At 74.0% G+C, this 14,143-nt stretch carries 14 protein-coding genes and 1 pseudogene; 4 read left to right on the forward strand and 11 right to left on the reverse strand.

The features are described 5' to 3' along the window. Positions 1-195 precede the first annotated feature (195 nt). Positions 196-963, forward strand: a complete 768-nt coding sequence (locus J2S42_RS26050; protein ID WP_307243160.1) for a DUF3152 domain-containing protein — start codon at positions 196-198, stop codon at positions 961-963. A gap of 186 nt (positions 964-1,149) precedes the next feature. Here the strand turns inward: J2S42_RS26050 and J2S42_RS26055 are convergent, their stop codons facing one another. The 4 genes and pseudogenes from J2S42_RS26055 to J2S42_RS26070 form a co-directional block, all read right to left on the reverse strand. After that, the gene (locus tag J2S42_RS26055; protein ID WP_307243162.1) at positions 1,150-3,003 is read right to left on the reverse strand and encodes an ABC transporter ATP-binding protein; all 1,854 of its coding nucleotides are present in this window, start codon (positions 3,001-3,003) and stop codon (positions 1,150-1,152) included. 34 nt (positions 3,004-3,037) lie between these two features. Further along, the gene (locus tag J2S42_RS26060; RefSeq protein ID WP_307243164.1) at positions 3,038-4,720 is read right to left on the reverse strand and encodes an ABC transporter ATP-binding protein; all 1,683 of its coding nucleotides are present in this window, start codon (positions 4,718-4,720) and stop codon (positions 3,038-3,040) included. Between the two features lie 172 nt (positions 4,721-4,892). Beyond that, complete coding sequence (locus J2S42_RS26065; RefSeq protein WP_307243166.1) at positions 4,893-5,402, reverse strand: methylated-DNA--[protein]-cysteine S-methyltransferase; 510 nt, start codon at positions 5,400-5,402, stop codon at positions 4,893-4,895. Positions 5,403-5,686: 284 nt separating this feature from the next. Next, positions 5,687-7,213, reverse strand: a pseudogene (locus J2S42_RS26070) (AlkA N-terminal domain-containing protein); the annotation flags it as partial. A gap of 88 nt (positions 7,214-7,301) precedes the next feature. Between J2S42_RS26070 and J2S42_RS26075 the strand changes: the two are divergent. Beyond that, positions 7,302-8,210, forward strand: a complete 909-nt coding sequence (locus J2S42_RS26075) for a TIGR03619 family F420-dependent LLM class oxidoreductase (protein WP_307243168.1) — start codon at positions 7,302-7,304, stop codon at positions 8,208-8,210. On the opposite strand, the gene J2S42_RS26080 is transcribed toward J2S42_RS26075, so the two are convergent. Next, positions 8,211-8,669 (reverse strand): VOC family protein, encoded by a 459-nt coding sequence (locus tag J2S42_RS26080; protein WP_307243170.1) that lies wholly within the window; start codon positions 8,667-8,669, stop codon positions 8,211-8,213. It lies immediately after the preceding gene. Positions 8,670-8,687: 18 nt separating this feature from the next. On the opposite strand from J2S42_RS26080, the gene J2S42_RS26085 reads away from it, so the two are divergent. Continuing rightward, positions 8,688-9,494 (forward strand): AraC family transcriptional regulator, encoded by an 807-nt coding sequence (locus tag J2S42_RS26085; protein WP_307243172.1) that lies wholly within the window; start codon positions 8,688-8,690, stop codon positions 9,492-9,494. A gap of 26 nt (positions 9,495-9,520) precedes the next feature. Then, positions 9,521-9,907 (forward strand): hypothetical protein, encoded by a 387-nt coding sequence (locus tag J2S42_RS26090; protein WP_307243174.1) that lies wholly within the window; start codon positions 9,521-9,523, stop codon positions 9,905-9,907. 58 nt (positions 9,908-9,965) lie between these two features. Here J2S42_RS26090 and J2S42_RS26095 read toward each other — a convergent pair whose 3' ends face one another. The 6 genes from J2S42_RS26095 to J2S42_RS26120 form a co-directional block, all read right to left on the reverse strand. After that, complete coding sequence (locus tag J2S42_RS26095; RefSeq protein ID WP_307243176.1) at positions 9,966-10,280, reverse strand: type II toxin-antitoxin system PemK/MazF family toxin; 315 nt, start codon at positions 10,278-10,280, stop codon at positions 9,966-9,968. After that, positions 10,277-10,528: a hypothetical protein gene (locus J2S42_RS26100; protein WP_307243178.1), complete on the reverse strand. Its 252-nt coding sequence runs from the start codon at positions 10,526-10,528 to the stop codon at positions 10,277-10,279. The genes J2S42_RS26095 and J2S42_RS26100 overlap by 4 nt, the downstream gene beginning before the upstream one ends. A 32-nt stretch (positions 10,529-10,560) precedes the next feature. Beyond that, on the reverse strand, positions 10,561-11,316 hold the full coding sequence (locus tag J2S42_RS26105; RefSeq protein ID WP_307249031.1) for a nucleotidyltransferase domain-containing protein: 756 nt from the start codon (positions 11,314-11,316) through the stop codon (positions 10,561-10,563). 8 nt (positions 11,317-11,324) lie between these two features. Next, entirely contained in the window at positions 11,325-12,254 is a 930-nt protein-coding gene (locus J2S42_RS26110) for a nucleotidyltransferase domain-containing protein (protein WP_307243180.1), read from the reverse strand. Positions 12,255-12,256: 2 nt separating this feature from the next. Further along, positions 12,257-12,904, reverse strand: coding sequence for a hypothetical protein (locus tag J2S42_RS26115; RefSeq protein WP_307243182.1), 648 nt, complete (start codon positions 12,902-12,904; stop codon positions 12,257-12,259). A gap of 74 nt (positions 12,905-12,978) precedes the next feature. Then, the gene (locus J2S42_RS26120) at positions 12,979-14,124 is read right to left on the reverse strand and encodes an MFS transporter (protein ID WP_307243183.1); all 1,146 of its coding nucleotides are present in this window, start codon (positions 14,122-14,124) and stop codon (positions 12,979-12,981) included. Between the last annotated feature and the right edge of the window lie 19 nt (positions 14,125-14,143).

Genomic DNA, 14,143 nt, shown 5'->3' on the forward strand with positions numbered 1-14,143 from the left:
CAGCAGCCGCCCCGACGCACCCTCGGCGAACTCGGCGAACTCGGCGAACTCCCGATCGCCACGTGCCACCGTCACCTCCTTCGTCGCCGCCCATGACGGATGAGCCCGGCGAAAGGTTGCCGGTTCCGCCTCTCAACTTTTACGAACGGCGGCCCGTCAACCGGGCAGCTGATCAGGACGACGGGAGTATCGCTCGTGTGGAGAAAAACGCTGGTCACGGCGCTGTGCGCGATATCGGTGAGCGGCTGCGCGACCGCGATGCCGACGGCGGCGCCGTTCGCGCCCGCGCCCACGTTCCCGCCCACGCCGGTCGCGGCCGCGCCGCTGCCCTCGCCCTCGGAGCTGGAGCGGACCCCGGAGATCACCTTCCCGGGCGACGGTAACGGCCGCTGGCGGGTCGCGGACCGGCCCGGTGAGACGGCCGGCCGCTCCGGGACGCTGCTGCGCTACCGGATCTCGGTCGAGGAGGGCATCGAGGGCGTCACGCCGGAGCAGTTCGCGGACGAGGTCGCCACCGTGCTCGCCGACGACCGCAGCTGGATCACCGGCGGGCAGTGGCGGCTGCGCCGCGCCGGTGCGGGGGAGCGTCCGGACTTCACGGTGTTCCTGGCCACGCCCGGCACCCGGGACCGGCTCTGCGCGATGGGTACCGACCGCTACACGTCCTGCCGCAACGGCGACAGCGTGGTGCTCAACATCGCCCGCTGGACCCACGGCGTCCCGCACTGGCGGGAGCCGCTCGCGGAGTACCGCGCCTACCTGATCAACCACGAGATCGGTCACCGGCTCTTCCAGGGGCACGAGCTGTGCCCGGAGCCCGGCGGCCCCGCGCCGGTCATGCAGCAGCAGACGCTCGGCCTGCACGGCTGCACGCCCAACGCCTGGCCGTACCCGGACGGCCGCGACCGGCTGACCGGCCCGTCCGGCGCGTATGACGACCCGCTCCCGGCCGACGCGCAGTAGCGCCGGGGTGGGCGCGGCACGGCGGCGGTGGCGCGGTGTTCCCGGCACCGGGCGGGACCGGCTTCGATGCCGGGTGGCAAGCGGAGCGCCAGCGGAGCCTTGCCGGCCGGCGAGGTCGGCCCGCGGGAGCATGCGGGCCGGACCACGCCGGAAGCGGGAAGATCGAGCACTTGATCTGGGGAATCGTCAGATGAGGGACTCGCGCCACTGGTGGTGGAGGGCGGCGTAGCGGCCGCCGGCGTGGATCAGGGCGGCGGGCGGGCCGTCCTCCAGGACTCGGCCCTCGTGCAGGACCAGGACCCGGTCGGCGATCTCCACGGTGGAGAGGCGGTGCGCGATGACCAGCGCGGTGCGGTCGGCCAGGATGGTGCGCAGCGCGCGCTGGACCAGGCGTTCGCTCGGCACGTCCAGCGCGGACGTGGCCTCGTCGAGGATCAGCACCGCGGGATCGGCGAGGAACGCGCGGGCGAACGCGACCAGCTGGCGCTGACCGGCGGAGAGCCGGCCGCCGCGCTTGTGCACGTCGGTGTCGTAGCCGTCCGGCAGCTTGCGGATGAACGCGTCCGCGCCGATCGTGGCGGCCGCGGTGCGGATCTCGTCGTCGGTGGCGTCCGGGCGGCCGAAGCGGATGTTGTCCGCGATCGTGCCGGAGAAGATGTGGTTCTCCTGGGTGACCATCACGACCGCGCGGCGCAGCTGGGCGTCGGTGAGGTCGCGCAGGTCGACGCCGTCCAGCCGGACCGTGCCGGTGGTCGGGTCGTAGAACCGGCCGACCAGCTTCGCGATCGTTGACTTGCCGGCGCCGGTCGCGCCGACCAGCGCCACGGTCTCGCCGGGCGCGATGTGCACGTCCAGCTCGGGCAGCACCACCTGGCCCGGCCGGTACGCGAACTCGACGCCGCGCAGCTCGACCCGGCCGGGCGGGCGGCCCGGCGGCAGCGGGTGCGGATGGTCCGGCTCCGGCACGGACGGCTTCTCGTCGAGCACCGCGGCCAGCTTCTCCAGCGCCGCGGTCGCGGACTGCAACGCGTTGTAGAACTGGCTCAGCTCCTGCATCGGCTCGAAGAAGCGGCGCAGGTAGAGCAGGAACGCGGCCAGCACGCCGACGTCGGTGCGGCCCTGCATGACCTGCCAGCCGCCGTAGGTGAGCAGCACCGCGATCGTCACGTTCCCGATCAGCTTGATCACCGGGGAGTAGATCGCGATCAGCCGGTACGCGTGCAGCGTGGCCCGCCGGTTGTCGTCGTTGATCCCGGCGAATATCTCCTGGTTGCGCCGCTCGCGGCGGAACGCGTGCACGGCGCGGATGCCGCCGAGCGACTCGCCGAACCAGACGATCAGCAGCGCGACCGCCTCCCGGCTGCGCCGGTAGGCCAGCGACGACGCGCGCGCGAACCACCGCGAGATGAGCAGCAGGAACGGGAACGACAACAGCGTGACCAGGGCCAGCGGTACGTCCAGCCAGAGCAGGATGCCGGCCACCGAGAGCACCGACAGCCCGGCCAGCACCAGGTCGTTGATGCCGCCGTCGAACAGCTCCGCGATCGAGTCCATGTCGGAGGTCAGCCGCGCCACCATCCGGCCGGACGTGTACCGCTCGTGGAAGCCGACGCTGAGCCGCTGGAACGTGTCGTACACGCGCTGCCGCAGGTCGTACAGCACGGACTGGCCGATCCGCGCGGAGAGCAGCAGGAACGCGCGCTTCGTGGCGTACTCGATCAGCGCGGCGGACAGGAACGCGGCGCCGAGGAGCAGCAGCGGGCGGATGTCCCGGCCGATGGCCAGCGGTGGGATGCCCCGGTCGATGATCAGCATGACCAGGAACGGACCGGCCATGCCCGCCGCGTTCTGCAACAGCAGCAGCGCGACGGTGACGCCGAGCAGCCCGCGGTGCGGGCGCAGCAGGTCGCCGAGCAGGCGGCGGCTGCGGGAGCGCAGCCGCAGGACGGCCCGCTCGTCCGGGGCCTCGGCGGCGGCGCGCTCCGCGTCCTCCTCGACGGCGCGTCCGCGCCAGGCTCGTCTTTCCGCGGTGGTGCTCATGCCGCACCGCCGGTACCGGGATCGTTCGCGGCGGTCATGATCCGTGCACCGGTGCGGTCTCGGCGGCCAGCACCGCGCGGTACGCGGGAACGGTCGCCAGCAGCTCGGAGTGGGTGCCGACGGCCGCGATCCGGCCGTCCGCGAGCAGCGCGACCCGGTCGGCGAGCGCGATCGTGGACGGGCGGTGCACCACCAGCAGCGCGGTCGTGCCCTTGAGCACCCGGGTCAGCGCCTCGTCGACCAGCGCCTCGGTGTGCACGTCGAGCGCGGAGAGCGGGTCGTCGAGCACCAGCACGTGCGGCCGGGCGAGCACCGCGCGGGCCAGTGCCAGCCGTTGCCGCTGCCCGCCGGAGAGCGACAGGCCCTGCTCACCGATCCGGGTGTCCAGTCCCCAGGGCAACTCGTACACGTAGCGGGCCTGCGCGACCGTGAGCGCGTCGGCGATCTGCGCGTCGGTGGCGCCGGGCACGCCGAGCGTGATGTTCTCCCGGACCGACATGGAGAACAGCACCGGCTCCTCGAACGCCACGCCGACCATCCCGCGCAGGCAGTCCAGCCGGATGTCGCGCAGGTCGGTGCCGTCCAGCGTGATCCGGCCCGCGGTCGCGTCGTACAGCCGGGGGACCAGCGAGACCAGCGACGTCTTGCCGCTGCCGGTCACGCCGACGATCGCCATCGTCTCGCCGGGCCGCACCTCCAGGTCGACGCCGCGCAGCACCTCCTGGGTGGTGCCCGGGTAGCGGAAACGCACGTCGTGGAAGACCACCCGGCCCGGCCCGGGCTCCACGGTCCGGGCGTGCGGCGTGTCGGTGACCGCGGGCGGCGTGTCCATCACCTCGAAGACGCGGTCGGCCGCGGTCATCGACTCCTGCCCGTTCGCGATGATCCAGCCGAGCGACTCCACCGGCCAGATCAGCATCAGCTGCAGCGACGCGAACGCGACCAGCCGGCCGATGGTCAGCTCGCCGGCCGCCACCGCGATCGAGCCGACCACCAGCACCACGGCCAGCGTCAGGTTCGGCACCAGGTCGAACTTGGCGGACGCGCGGGAGAGCAGCCCGGCCTTGTCGATCGCGATGTCCCGCAGCTCGCCTATCTTGTCCGCGAACCGGCCGGCCATGAACCGGCTGCGCCCGTACGACCGGATGGTCCGCAACCCGACCGCGGTCTCCTCGACCAGCGTGGCCACGTCGCCCTGCTGCTCCTGCAGCGCACGCGACGCCCACAGGTACCCGCGCGCGAACTGCCGGGCGAAGATGAACAGCGGCACCGCGCTGGCGGCCGCGACCAGTCCGAGCGGCCAGTAGAGCCGGAGCAGCATCGCTGTCACCGTCACATAGGTGATCGTGTTGACCACCAGGTAGATCAGCCCGAACGACAGGAACCGCCGGATCACGCCGAGGTCGCTGGTGGCCCGGGACAGCAGCTGGCCGGACTGCCACCGGTCGTGGAACGAGACCGGCAGCCGTTGCAGGTGTGCGTAGAGGTCGTCGCGGATCGCCGCCTCCAGGCCGACCGCGGCGGCCGCGTGCGTCCACCGCCGTATGAAGATCAGTAGAGCCTCGACCACGCCGAACAGCAGCGCCAGCGCACCGAGCAGCAACAGCCCGTGCGCGTCACCACGCGCGACGGGACCGTCCACGACCCGCTGCACCACCAGCGGGACGGCCAGGCTCGCAGCGGTTCCGCCCAGCCCGGTCAGGAGCAACCAGAGCATCTGCCATCGGTACGGGTGGAGGTAACGCCTAATTCGCCATAAATTTCGTGCCGGCTGGCGGCGCGGGCCGCCACTCAGAGTCCAGTGGCGATCACGCTGCACACAGTGACGGTAGCAACTGCGTCGATATTCGACCCCCTGGAGGGTTGCTCACCCCGGTCCGCATGACGGCTCATCGGCGAGCTTCGTGATCCAGCAGCCACTGCTTGACCTCCAGCCCCCACCGGTAACCGCCCAGCGTGGTGTCCACCCGCAGCACCCGGTGACACGGCACGAAGAACGCCACCGCGTTCCGCGCGCACGCGGCCGCGGCCGCCCGGATCGCCGCCGGCCGCCCGGCCATCTCCGCGAACCGGGTGTACGTCACCGGCTCACCCGCCTTGATCCCGCGCATCACCTCCCACGCGTGCGTCATGAACGCACCGTCGGAATACTGCCGCACCGGCACGTCGTCGATCGCGGTCAGGTCGCCGTCCAGGTAGGAGGTCACGCGCGCGGAGATGTCCCCCAGATCCGCGCGTTCGCGCAGCTCGATGCGGTCGCGCAGGCTCGGGTGGATCAGCGCCACCAGGCCGGGTACGTCCGCGGTGAAACCGGTGGCGCGCACCCGCCCGTCGGGTCCGGCCACGATCGTCAGCGGCCCGGCGGGGGTCATCGTCGTCGCGTGGTCCAGTGTGGTCATAGTGATCTCCTTGGCTCCGGGGGTCGGGGGTGGGGGCGGTAGCCGGATCAACGTGCCCGGCCGGTGGCGGCGGGCGCGCTCCCGCGCCGGCCCGCCGCCCGCCCGTTCCCGGCCCGGGCAGCCCTCGCTGTTCCGGAAGCCACCGTCGTGGCCGGGGAAGCCGCCGCGGTGGCGGCGGCACGCCATAGGCGGATCAGGGCGTAGGAGCGCCAGGGGCGCCATTGCTCGGCGCGTGCGGCCAGGGCGGCGGGGGTGTGCGGCAGGTCGAGGGCCTGCGCGCCCTTGCGCACGGCCAGGTCCGTGGGGAGCAGCACGTCCGGGTCGCCGAGCGCGCGCAACGCCACGTAACCCGCGGTCCACGCGCCGATGCCGGGCAACGCGACCAGGCGTGCCGTGATCTCCGCCCGGTCGCCGCCCGGGTCGAGCGTCAGCCCGCCCGCGACGGCGCGAGCCAGCGCCCGCAGCGTCTCCCGCCGCGCGGCCGGCATGCCGAAGGCGTCGTCCGGCAGCTCCAGAAGTCGCTCCGCACCGGGGAAGGGCATCAGCCCCACCCGCGCGCCAGTGATCGGATCACCAGGAAGCACACCGCCGGGCACGGCACCGCCGTGCGCCGCGCCGCCGGACATCAAGCCGGCGGGCATCAGACCCGTGGACGTCAGGCCGCCGGGAATCGCGTCGCCCGGGACCCGGCCGGGGAACGCCGGATCGCCGGCCGGTCCCGCGGACGTCCCCTCGCCGCCGGCCGGCGCGACGGCGGCCGCGCGGATCAGGCGTCTCAGGACGGAGCGGGCGGAGGCGACCGAGACCTGCTGGCCGATGACCGCGCGCACCGCCATCTCGAAGCCGTCCACCGCGCGCGGGACCCGCACGCCCGGCTCGTCCGAGACGGAGGGCGACAGGTAGGGGTCGGCGTCGAGTGTGCCGTCGATCGCGTCCGGGTCGGCGTCGAGGTCGAGCAGGCGGCGGCAGCGGGCCACCGCCGGTGCCAGGTCGCGCATGTCGGCGACCCGCAGCGTGGCCGCCACGTAACCGTCGCGCGGCGTCAGCTCCGCGGTCGCCGGGCCGTGCGGCAGCGACAGCGCCCGCCGGTACGTCGTCCCGCTCGCCTCCTCCACGCCGGGGATCGCGCGGGCGGCCAGGAAATCGAACAGCGCGGGCACGTGCAGTGGCGCGCGATAGGACAACCGGACGTGCACCACGCCGGGGCCGGCGGGCTCGGCCGGGCCGGGCACCGCCCAGGCCGTGCGCTGCCGGCGCGACTCGCGCAGCTGCGACGGGCTGGCGTCGAACACGGCCTGGATCGTCTCGTTGAACTGCCGCACGCTGCCGAAACCGGCCGCGAACGCGATCTCGGTGAGGCTCAGCGCGGTCGTCTCGATCAGGATGCGCGCGGTCTGCGCGCGCTGCGCCCGGGCCAGCGCCAGCGGACCGGCACCGACCTCGGCCACCAGCAGGCGCTGCAGGTGGCGCTCGGTGTAGCCGAGGCGGCGGGCCAGGCCGGGAACCCCCTCGCGGTCGACCACGCCGTCGCCGATCAGCCGCATCGCCCGGCCGACCGCGTCGGCCCGCGAATCCCACTCCGGCGAGCCGGGCACCGCGTCCGGCCGGCATCGGCGGCAGGCGCGGAAGCCGTTGCCCTGGGCCGCCGCGGCGGACGGGTAGAACCGGACGTTCTCCCGCCGGGGCGTGACGGCCGGGCAGGACGGGCGGCAGTAGATGCCGGTCGACGTGACGGCCGTGAAGAACCACCCGTCGAACCGCTCGTCGCGGCTGTCGACGGCTCGGTAGCAGCGCTCGAAGTCCAACTCCATGTCCTCGATCCTGCCCTCGCCGTCCGTACCGTGGCTCGCGGGTTTCGGACATCACCGTGACCGATCGGCCGATCGGTACGGTGGGGCCATGCATGTCGGACTGGGCCTGCCGGTGGCGGGCGCGTGGGCCTCCGCGGATCGGCTGGCGGCCGTGGCCGCCCGCGCGGAGCAGCTCGGATATCACTCGCTCTGGACGTTCCAGCGGGTGTTCGTGCCGGTCGACCCGCAGCCCGAGCCGGTCTACCGCAGCGTGCTCGACCCGCTGATCGCGCTCGCCTACGCGGCCGCGTGCACCCGGACGATCCGGCTCGGCGTCGCGATCGTCAATCTGCCGTTCGTTCCACCGGTGTACCTGGCCAAGCAGGCCGCCACGCTCGACGTGCTCTCCGGCGGCCGGCTCGACCTGGGCCTGGGCAGCGGCTGGTCGGCGCCGGAGTTCGTCGCGGCCGGCGCGGACATGGCCCGCCGTGGCCCGCGCACCGCCGAGTACGTCCGGGTGCTGCGCACGCTCTGGTCCGGTTCCGGCGTGCCGCACGAGGGCGAGTTCTACCGGCTCCCGGCCGGTTACCAGCACCCGCTGCCGGTCCAGCGCCCCGGCCCGCCGATCCTGCTCGGCGGCTCCGCGCCCGCGGCGCTGCGCCGGGCCGGCCGCCTCGCCGACGGCTGGGTCAGCCGCAGCAAGGCGAACCTGGCCGAGATCGGCGACAGCGTGGCGCTGGTCCGTGCGGCCGCGGCGGAGGCGGGCCGGGACCCGGCCGCGATCCGGGTGGTCAGCCGCGGCCCGGTACAGGCCGGCGACGCGCTGCCGGAGGCCGGCCGGCGGCCGCTGACCGGCTCGTACGCGCAGATCCGCGCGGACGTGGACCGGCTCGCCGAGGCCGGCGTCACCGAGGTCTTCCACGACCTGAACTGGGATCCGGCGATCGGCGTGCCGGACGCGGACCCGGCGGCCGCGGCCCGCCGCGCCGACGAGATCATCGAGGCGCTGGCACCCTGATCAGGACGTCCACTCCAGCGCTGCGGCCTGGATCTCCGCCACCGGTACGTCCCGGTCGTGCCGCGCGATGGCCCAGCGCACGCCGAACGGGCAGCGCACCACGCCCATCCGGTCGCCGGAGAACACGTCCGTGACCTCGGACAGCGGCGTCGCACCGGCCGCGACCGCGCGGGCGAACACCGCGTCCGGGTCCGCCACCCACTGGGTGACCGTGAACATGTTGCCCTCCGCCGGCGGCGGCAGGATCCCGTACTCCGGCATCGGCTCGCTGAGCTGGAATCGCACGCCGTTCAGCTCCAGCTCCGCATGCATGATCGAGCCGTCCGGCGCCTCCATCCGCACCAGCACGGTCGCGCCGAACACGTCGCGGTAGAAGTCCAGCGCCTTGGCCGCCTCGTTCACCGTGAAGAACAGGCTGAGCCGGGCATATCCGGCCGGGGACACGTTTTTGTCAGACATGGGGTCCATGCTTGCCGGATGACGGCGACCGCGCTTGGACAAACACGACAGGCCACGGCCTCCACGGGCGGCCTGCTGCCCGGCGGCGACTTCCGGCTGACCCGGCTGCCGCCGTCCGACGCCGTGGCCGAGCTGGTCGAGCGGCACTGGCTGGTCAGCTGGGACCTGCCGGCCGGGCGCACCTCCGCGGCCACACTGCTGCCGCACCCGTGCGTGAACCTGACCTGGCTGCCCGGCACCCCGGTCATGGTCAACGGGGTCGGTCGCGGCCTGTTCACGTACCCGCTGGCCGGAAAGGGTCTGGTCTTCGGGGTGAAGTTCCGGCCCGGCGGGTTCGCGCCGTTCCGGTCCGGCGAGGTGGCGGAGCTGACCGACCGGACGGAGCCGCTGCACCACGCCGGTGAGCTGGCCGCGGAGCTGGCCGCGGCCACGGACCTGACCGGGATGGCCGCGGCGGCCGAGCGCCACCTGCTGACCCGGTGGCCGGCGCCGGACCCGGCGGTCGCGCAGGTCGGGCAGATCATCCGGGCGATGCTGCACGATCCGGACGTGCGGCGGGTGGACGACGTGGCGGCCCGGTTCGGCCTGTCCGCGCGCTCGCTGCAACGGCTGTTCCGGGCGTACGTGGGCGTGACGCCGAAGGCGGTGCTGGCGCGCTACCGGCTGCACGAGGCGGCCGAGCGGCTGGCCGACCCGGGCGCCGGCGGGCTGGCGCGGGTCGCGGCGGATCTGGGCTACTGCGACCAGTCACACTTCATCCGCGACTTCACCCGGGTGGTGGGCCGGACACCGGGCAATTTTGAGTACCGACACTCAGGGCCGTGACCGCGTGCGGCGGCAGGATCGTCCGCATGAGTGGCAAGCAGGTGTTCCTGGGTTCGGCCGGTGCGGCCGTCGTCTTCGCGGTGTCCTGGTTCCTCCCCGCCGGTGTGCTGTCGCTGCTGAGCGCGGGCTCGGCGGACGCGAACATCGGCGCCGGCCTGTTGCTGCTGGCGATCCCGGCCGCGGTGGTCCCGCTCGGCCTCTGGGCGCTGCTGCGCCGGCTGGCCGTGCCGGGCGCCGCCGTGATCGGGGCCGGCGGCATCGTGGTCTACGTGGCGACCGTGATGGTCGCCACCGACCAGGTCGTGCTGGACCCGCTCTACCTGACCGGCGCGATCGGCACCGGCGCCTTCCTGGTCTACGCGGCCCTCGCGGCCGTGCTGGCCGGCGCGATCGCGGGCCGGCGCAACGCGTGACTCCGGGGCGGGGATCGGGTCCGGGCGGCGGGGGGCCGTCCGGACCCACACGCGCTGATCAGAGCTCGAACAGGTCGCGCAGTGCCTCGTTGAGCCGGGCCAGGCTGGCGCCGGTGACCATCCCGACCTTCTCCGCGCCCGCGCTGGCCGGCAGCCGGCGCATCCGGTTCACCACCACCACGCCGGAGAGCGGGTCCGCCTCGGCCAGCGGCACGGCGAACGGCGGCAGCTCCGTGGTGCCGCGCTGACGCACGATCGGCGCGCAGAACGGCGCGGCGCTGGGCCGCTCGTTGTGCGAGTCCCCGGACAGCACCACCACCCGGTACCGCAGGTCGCTGCGGCCCCCGATGGTCCAGATCTCGCCCCGGTTCACGCGGCGTCGGAGAGGTCGTTCCAGTTGGTCTCGAGCTTCTCCGCCAGGCGGTCGAAGCCGTCCAGCTCGTCGCGGACGTCGGGGTTGGCGGTCAGCCACTCCTCGTGGCGACGGGCGGCCTGCCGCAGCGCCTCACGCCGGGCCGCACGGTCCAGCCAGGCCGCGAGCGTGAGACCCTCCTCGGCCGCGGCCTTCCGCGCCCGGGCCAGGGTGTCCGCCCTCAGGCCGAGGATCACCTTTTCCGCCATACGGCGATCGTACGCGCGCCCCGGCCCGAACCCTATCGCCCGGTACGAAGCCGGACGAGCAGGTCGTGCACCGCGTCCTCGGCGGGCGGGCGCTCCGGCAGCCGGGTGACCGTCCGGGCGTCCTCCAGCGCCGCCGCCAGGGCCGCGAGGTCGCCGTCCACGGCCGGTGGCACCAGCCCGGCCGCGGCGCGGTGCTCACCGGCCACCTTCGCCGCGATCAGCTCGGCCAGGTAACCCGGCGCCTCCGGCACCAGCCCGGCCAGCGCCGGCAGGTGCGCGCTCAACTCGCCGGAACGCATCAGGTACAGACCGGTCAGGTACGCCCGGAACGTGTAGAGCAGCGGTTTCAGCTCGCCCGACGTCGCGTACAGCCGCTTCTGGGTCTCGGCGAAGCCGCGGTAGTGGTGCGCGTGGTGCCGGGTGACCGTGCCGGGGCCGAGCGCACGCAGTTCCTCGTGCGCCGGCGAGCTGGTCACCACGATCGGCGAGAGCAGCTGTTCGAGCACGTACCCGTTGCGGCTCAGCAGCAGCCGGAAGAACTTGAACGCGTCGTGCGTGACCAGGTCGATCTCCGCGCCGTTCCGCTCCCACGCGATGTCGACGGTGGCGCGGCCGGCGCGCAGCCCGACCACCTCCTCGATCGGCAGCAGGTGCGCGCCGCGCAGGTCGACGTCCGAGTCCCGGCTCGGGAACCCGTAGAGATGCGCGCCGGAGACGGTCACGAACAGCAGCGGGTACGGCTGACCGGCGGTGATCTCGCGCAGCTCGCCGAGATCGAGCGTGGTCATGTCCCGGCTCACGTCAGGCTCCGCGCCCGCACCGATCGCAGCCAGGCGTCCACCCGGGCCACGTCCGGCACGGCCGGCAGCGGCGTGTGGTCCAGCGCGTCGTCGATCTGCGCGTGCAGCGACAGCCGCCAGGTCTCCACGTCCGCCCAGGAGCGCTCACCGCGGCGTACCCGCAGCAGGCCCGCCCGGTGGTCGCCCGCGTCCGTCCGGAAGTCTCCGGTGGTCAGCACGTCCCGGCACGCCAGCAGCAGCCGGAGCAGGTGCATGACGTGCTTCCAGCGCGGCTCACCGTCCCGGCGCAGGTCCGCTTCGATCTTCCGGAACTGGCTCAGTACGTAGCCGGAGTAGGTCTGGTACACGAGCTGGGACAGGAACGCGCCACGCAGCTCCAGCAGTTCCCGGCCGAGCGGCGTGATCGTCTGCACCAGCGGCGAGTGCAGCACCTCTAGCAGGTTCGGGTTCGCCTTCAGGGCCAGCTCGCAGAACCGCTCCACCTCCCAGGAGAAGTGTTCCGGCGCCGGGCCGTCCACGTGCTGCGGCGGCTTGTGCAGCGACCAGAACGCGTCCGCCGGTGCGGCGTAGACGCCGCGCACGTCGGTGTCCGAGTCCTCGGTGTCCAGGCCGAACGCGCGCGAACCGACCACCGCGGCGTAGATCGTGTGGTCCGTGACGAACCGGTGGTCGGCCGGCGTCGACGCGCCGCCCGGTGCCCGGGTGCCCACGCCGATGTCCTGCTGGTGCGCCTTGCGCAGCGCCAGCTCGCCGCGGGCGGCGGTCACCTGCCGGCCGTCGGTGAGCCGGACCAGGTAACCGCCGGATTCGGAGTCGCCGACGACGCGGCCGGTCGCGCCGCGCTGCACCCGCGCGCCGGCCCGGTCGACGGAGGCCTCGCGGAGCACGACCTGCGTGCCACCGGGAAGGCGAGGAGGATTCGTCATGGTCAGGCGATCGTACGTTCACCCCGGGTGAATCCGGTGCCGGACCAGGTGAACCGGTCGGTGACGGTGAGCGTGCCGCCGGACGCGTTGTCGTCCTGCTGCTGGAACGCGCGTGAGGTGACCACGACCGCACCGTCGTCGATCAGGATCTTCTTGACCCGCAGACCGCGCTCGTCGGTGCCGTCCTTCTGGCTGAGCAGCACGCCGAGCCGCCGCCACTGGCCGGCCGGCGGCGCTCCGTCGTAGGCGTGCACCACGGACGGCCAGCTCGACGTGGAGCCGGTGCAGGCCGCGGCGACCAGCACGTCCGGCACGCCGTCGCCGGTCAGGTCCCGGTTCACCAGCGGGCCCTGCTCCACCGGCAGCGCGGCGGCCGGGCACGCCAGCGCGGCGGCCAGGGCGGACTTCCAGTCGCCGTCGCCGGTCTCGCCGGGCGCGGGGGCACCGCTGGACGGCGCGGCGGCAGTGCCGGACGGCGCGGCGGCAGTGCCGGACGGCGCGGGCGCGGCGGTCACCGGTGCCGTGCTCGCCGTGCCGGCCGCACTGGGGACGGGCGACGGCGCCGGGCCCGTCGCGCTGTCGTCGCCGCTGTTCGTGCAGGCCGTGAGCACCAGCGCGGCCAGTGTGAGCGTGCCGAGTCGTCGGATCATGTCAGTGCCTCCCCGTGTGTGGTTCCCGTACCAACCGCACGCCTCAGACCCGGCGCCGGTTGCAGGCCGTTTTCCTACTCGCGGGTCAGCAGCGCCGCGCCGAGCACGCCGCCCGCCGCGTACACGCCCGCGGACGCGAGGATGAGGCCGTCCGCGCCCGCACCGGCCGCGTACCCGGCGAGCGCGGCGCCCAGCGCGGCCGCGGTCACCTTCAGCCCGGCGCCGAGCGTGAAGACCTGTGTGTGCACGGCCGGCGGCGCGTGCCGGTCCCGGCTGGCGAAGAGCGCGGCCGACTGCGGGCCGAAGAAGAACCCGGCCAGGCCGAACAGCAGCATCGCCGGGAGCACGCCGGGCACGAACGGCACCAGCGCGACCGGCAGCGCCGAGGCGAACAGACAGATCATGACGGTACGTTCGGGACGGCTCGCCCCGATCGGATGGCGCGCGTAGAGCAGCGACCCGGCCAGCCCACCGATCGCGGTCGCGGACAGCAGCGCACCGGCCGCGTACCCGGCGTGGAACTCGATCGCCAGCAACGTCGTGATCACCGGGAACGCGCCGTGCGCGCCCGAGCCGAGCCCGGTCGCCAGCGTCACCGCGCGCAACGGCCGGATCCGCCAGATCGCGCCGAACCCGCCGGTCAGCACGTTGCCGGTGGCCGCCGGCGTGGCCCGGGCCGGCAGCGGCAGGGTGAGCACCAGCAGCCCGGCCGCGAGCGCGCCCGCGCCCAGCGCCAGCGTGGCCGGCCGCGCCCCGGCCAGCTCCGCGATCCCGGCCACCACGGCCGGGCCGCAGATGCCGGCCAGGCTGTAGGTCATCACGTCCATGCCGTACACCCGGTCCCGGCGCTCCGGCGCGAACAGCTCCTTGATCAGGCTGGACAGGCCACCGGTGCCGAGCGGCGCGCAGCAGCCGCCGAGCACCGCGACGACCAGCACCACCGCGGCCGGGACCCGGCCGGTCAGCAGGCCGCACAGCGTGATCGCCACGCCGTTGCCACCGATCAGCAGCAGGTAGACCGGCGCCCGGCGGCGGGCCCGGTCGGCGAGCGCGCCGACCGCGGGCCCGGCCAGCACGTGCGGCACCATGAACGCGGCCGCCAGCGCGCCGCCGAGCACCGTGCTGCCGGCCGCCTCCAGCGCCAGCAGGACCAGCGCGACCCGCGCTCCCTCGTCCGCGAACCGGGCGAGCACCGCCGCGGTCAGATACCGATAGATCATCACCAGGGACGATACGTGT

Source organism: Catenuloplanes indicus (assembly GCF_030813715.1).
GTDB classification, from domain to species: Bacteria; Actinomycetota; Actinomycetes; order Mycobacteriales; family Micromonosporaceae; genus Catenuloplanes; species Catenuloplanes indicus.

Coding starts and splice junctions, on each gene's coding strand:
- J2S42_RS26115 (WP_307243182.1), bottom strand. CDS start 12,904: ATGATCCGACGACTCGGCACGCTCACACTGGCCGCGCTGGTGCTCACG.
- J2S42_RS26065 (WP_307243166.1), bottom strand. CDS start 5,402: ATGACCACACTGGACCACGCGACGACGATGACCCCCGCCGGGCCGCTG.
- J2S42_RS26085 (WP_307243172.1), top strand. CDS start 8,688: ATGACGGCGACCGCGCTTGGACAAACACGACAGGCCACGGCCTCCACG.
- J2S42_RS26090 (WP_307243174.1), top strand. CDS start 9,521: ATGAGTGGCAAGCAGGTGTTCCTGGGTTCGGCCGGTGCGGCCGTCGTC.
- J2S42_RS26060 (WP_307243164.1), bottom strand. CDS start 4,720: ATGCTCTGGTTGCTCCTGACCGGGCTGGGCGGAACCGCTGCGAGCCTG.
- J2S42_RS26105 (WP_307249031.1), bottom strand. CDS start 11,316: ATGACCACGCTCGATCTCGGCGAGCTGCGCGAGATCACCGCCGGTCAG.
- J2S42_RS26100 (WP_307243178.1), bottom strand. CDS start 10,528: ATGGCGGAAAAGGTGATCCTCGGCCTGAGGGCGGACACCCTGGCCCGG.
- J2S42_RS26120 (WP_307243183.1), bottom strand. CDS start 14,124: ATGATCTATCGGTATCTGACCGCGGCGGTGCTCGCCCGGTTCGCGGAC.
- J2S42_RS26080 (WP_307243170.1), bottom strand. CDS start 8,669: ATGTCTGACAAAAACGTGTCCCCGGCCGGATATGCCCGGCTCAGCCTG.
- J2S42_RS26055 (WP_307243162.1), bottom strand. CDS start 3,003: ATGAGCACCACCGCGGAAAGACGAGCCTGGCGCGGACGCGCCGTCGAG.
- J2S42_RS26075 (WP_307243168.1), top strand. CDS start 7,302: ATGCATGTCGGACTGGGCCTGCCGGTGGCGGGCGCGTGGGCCTCCGCG.
- J2S42_RS26110 (WP_307243180.1), bottom strand. CDS start 12,254: ATGACGAATCCTCCTCGCCTTCCCGGTGGCACGCAGGTCGTGCTCCGC.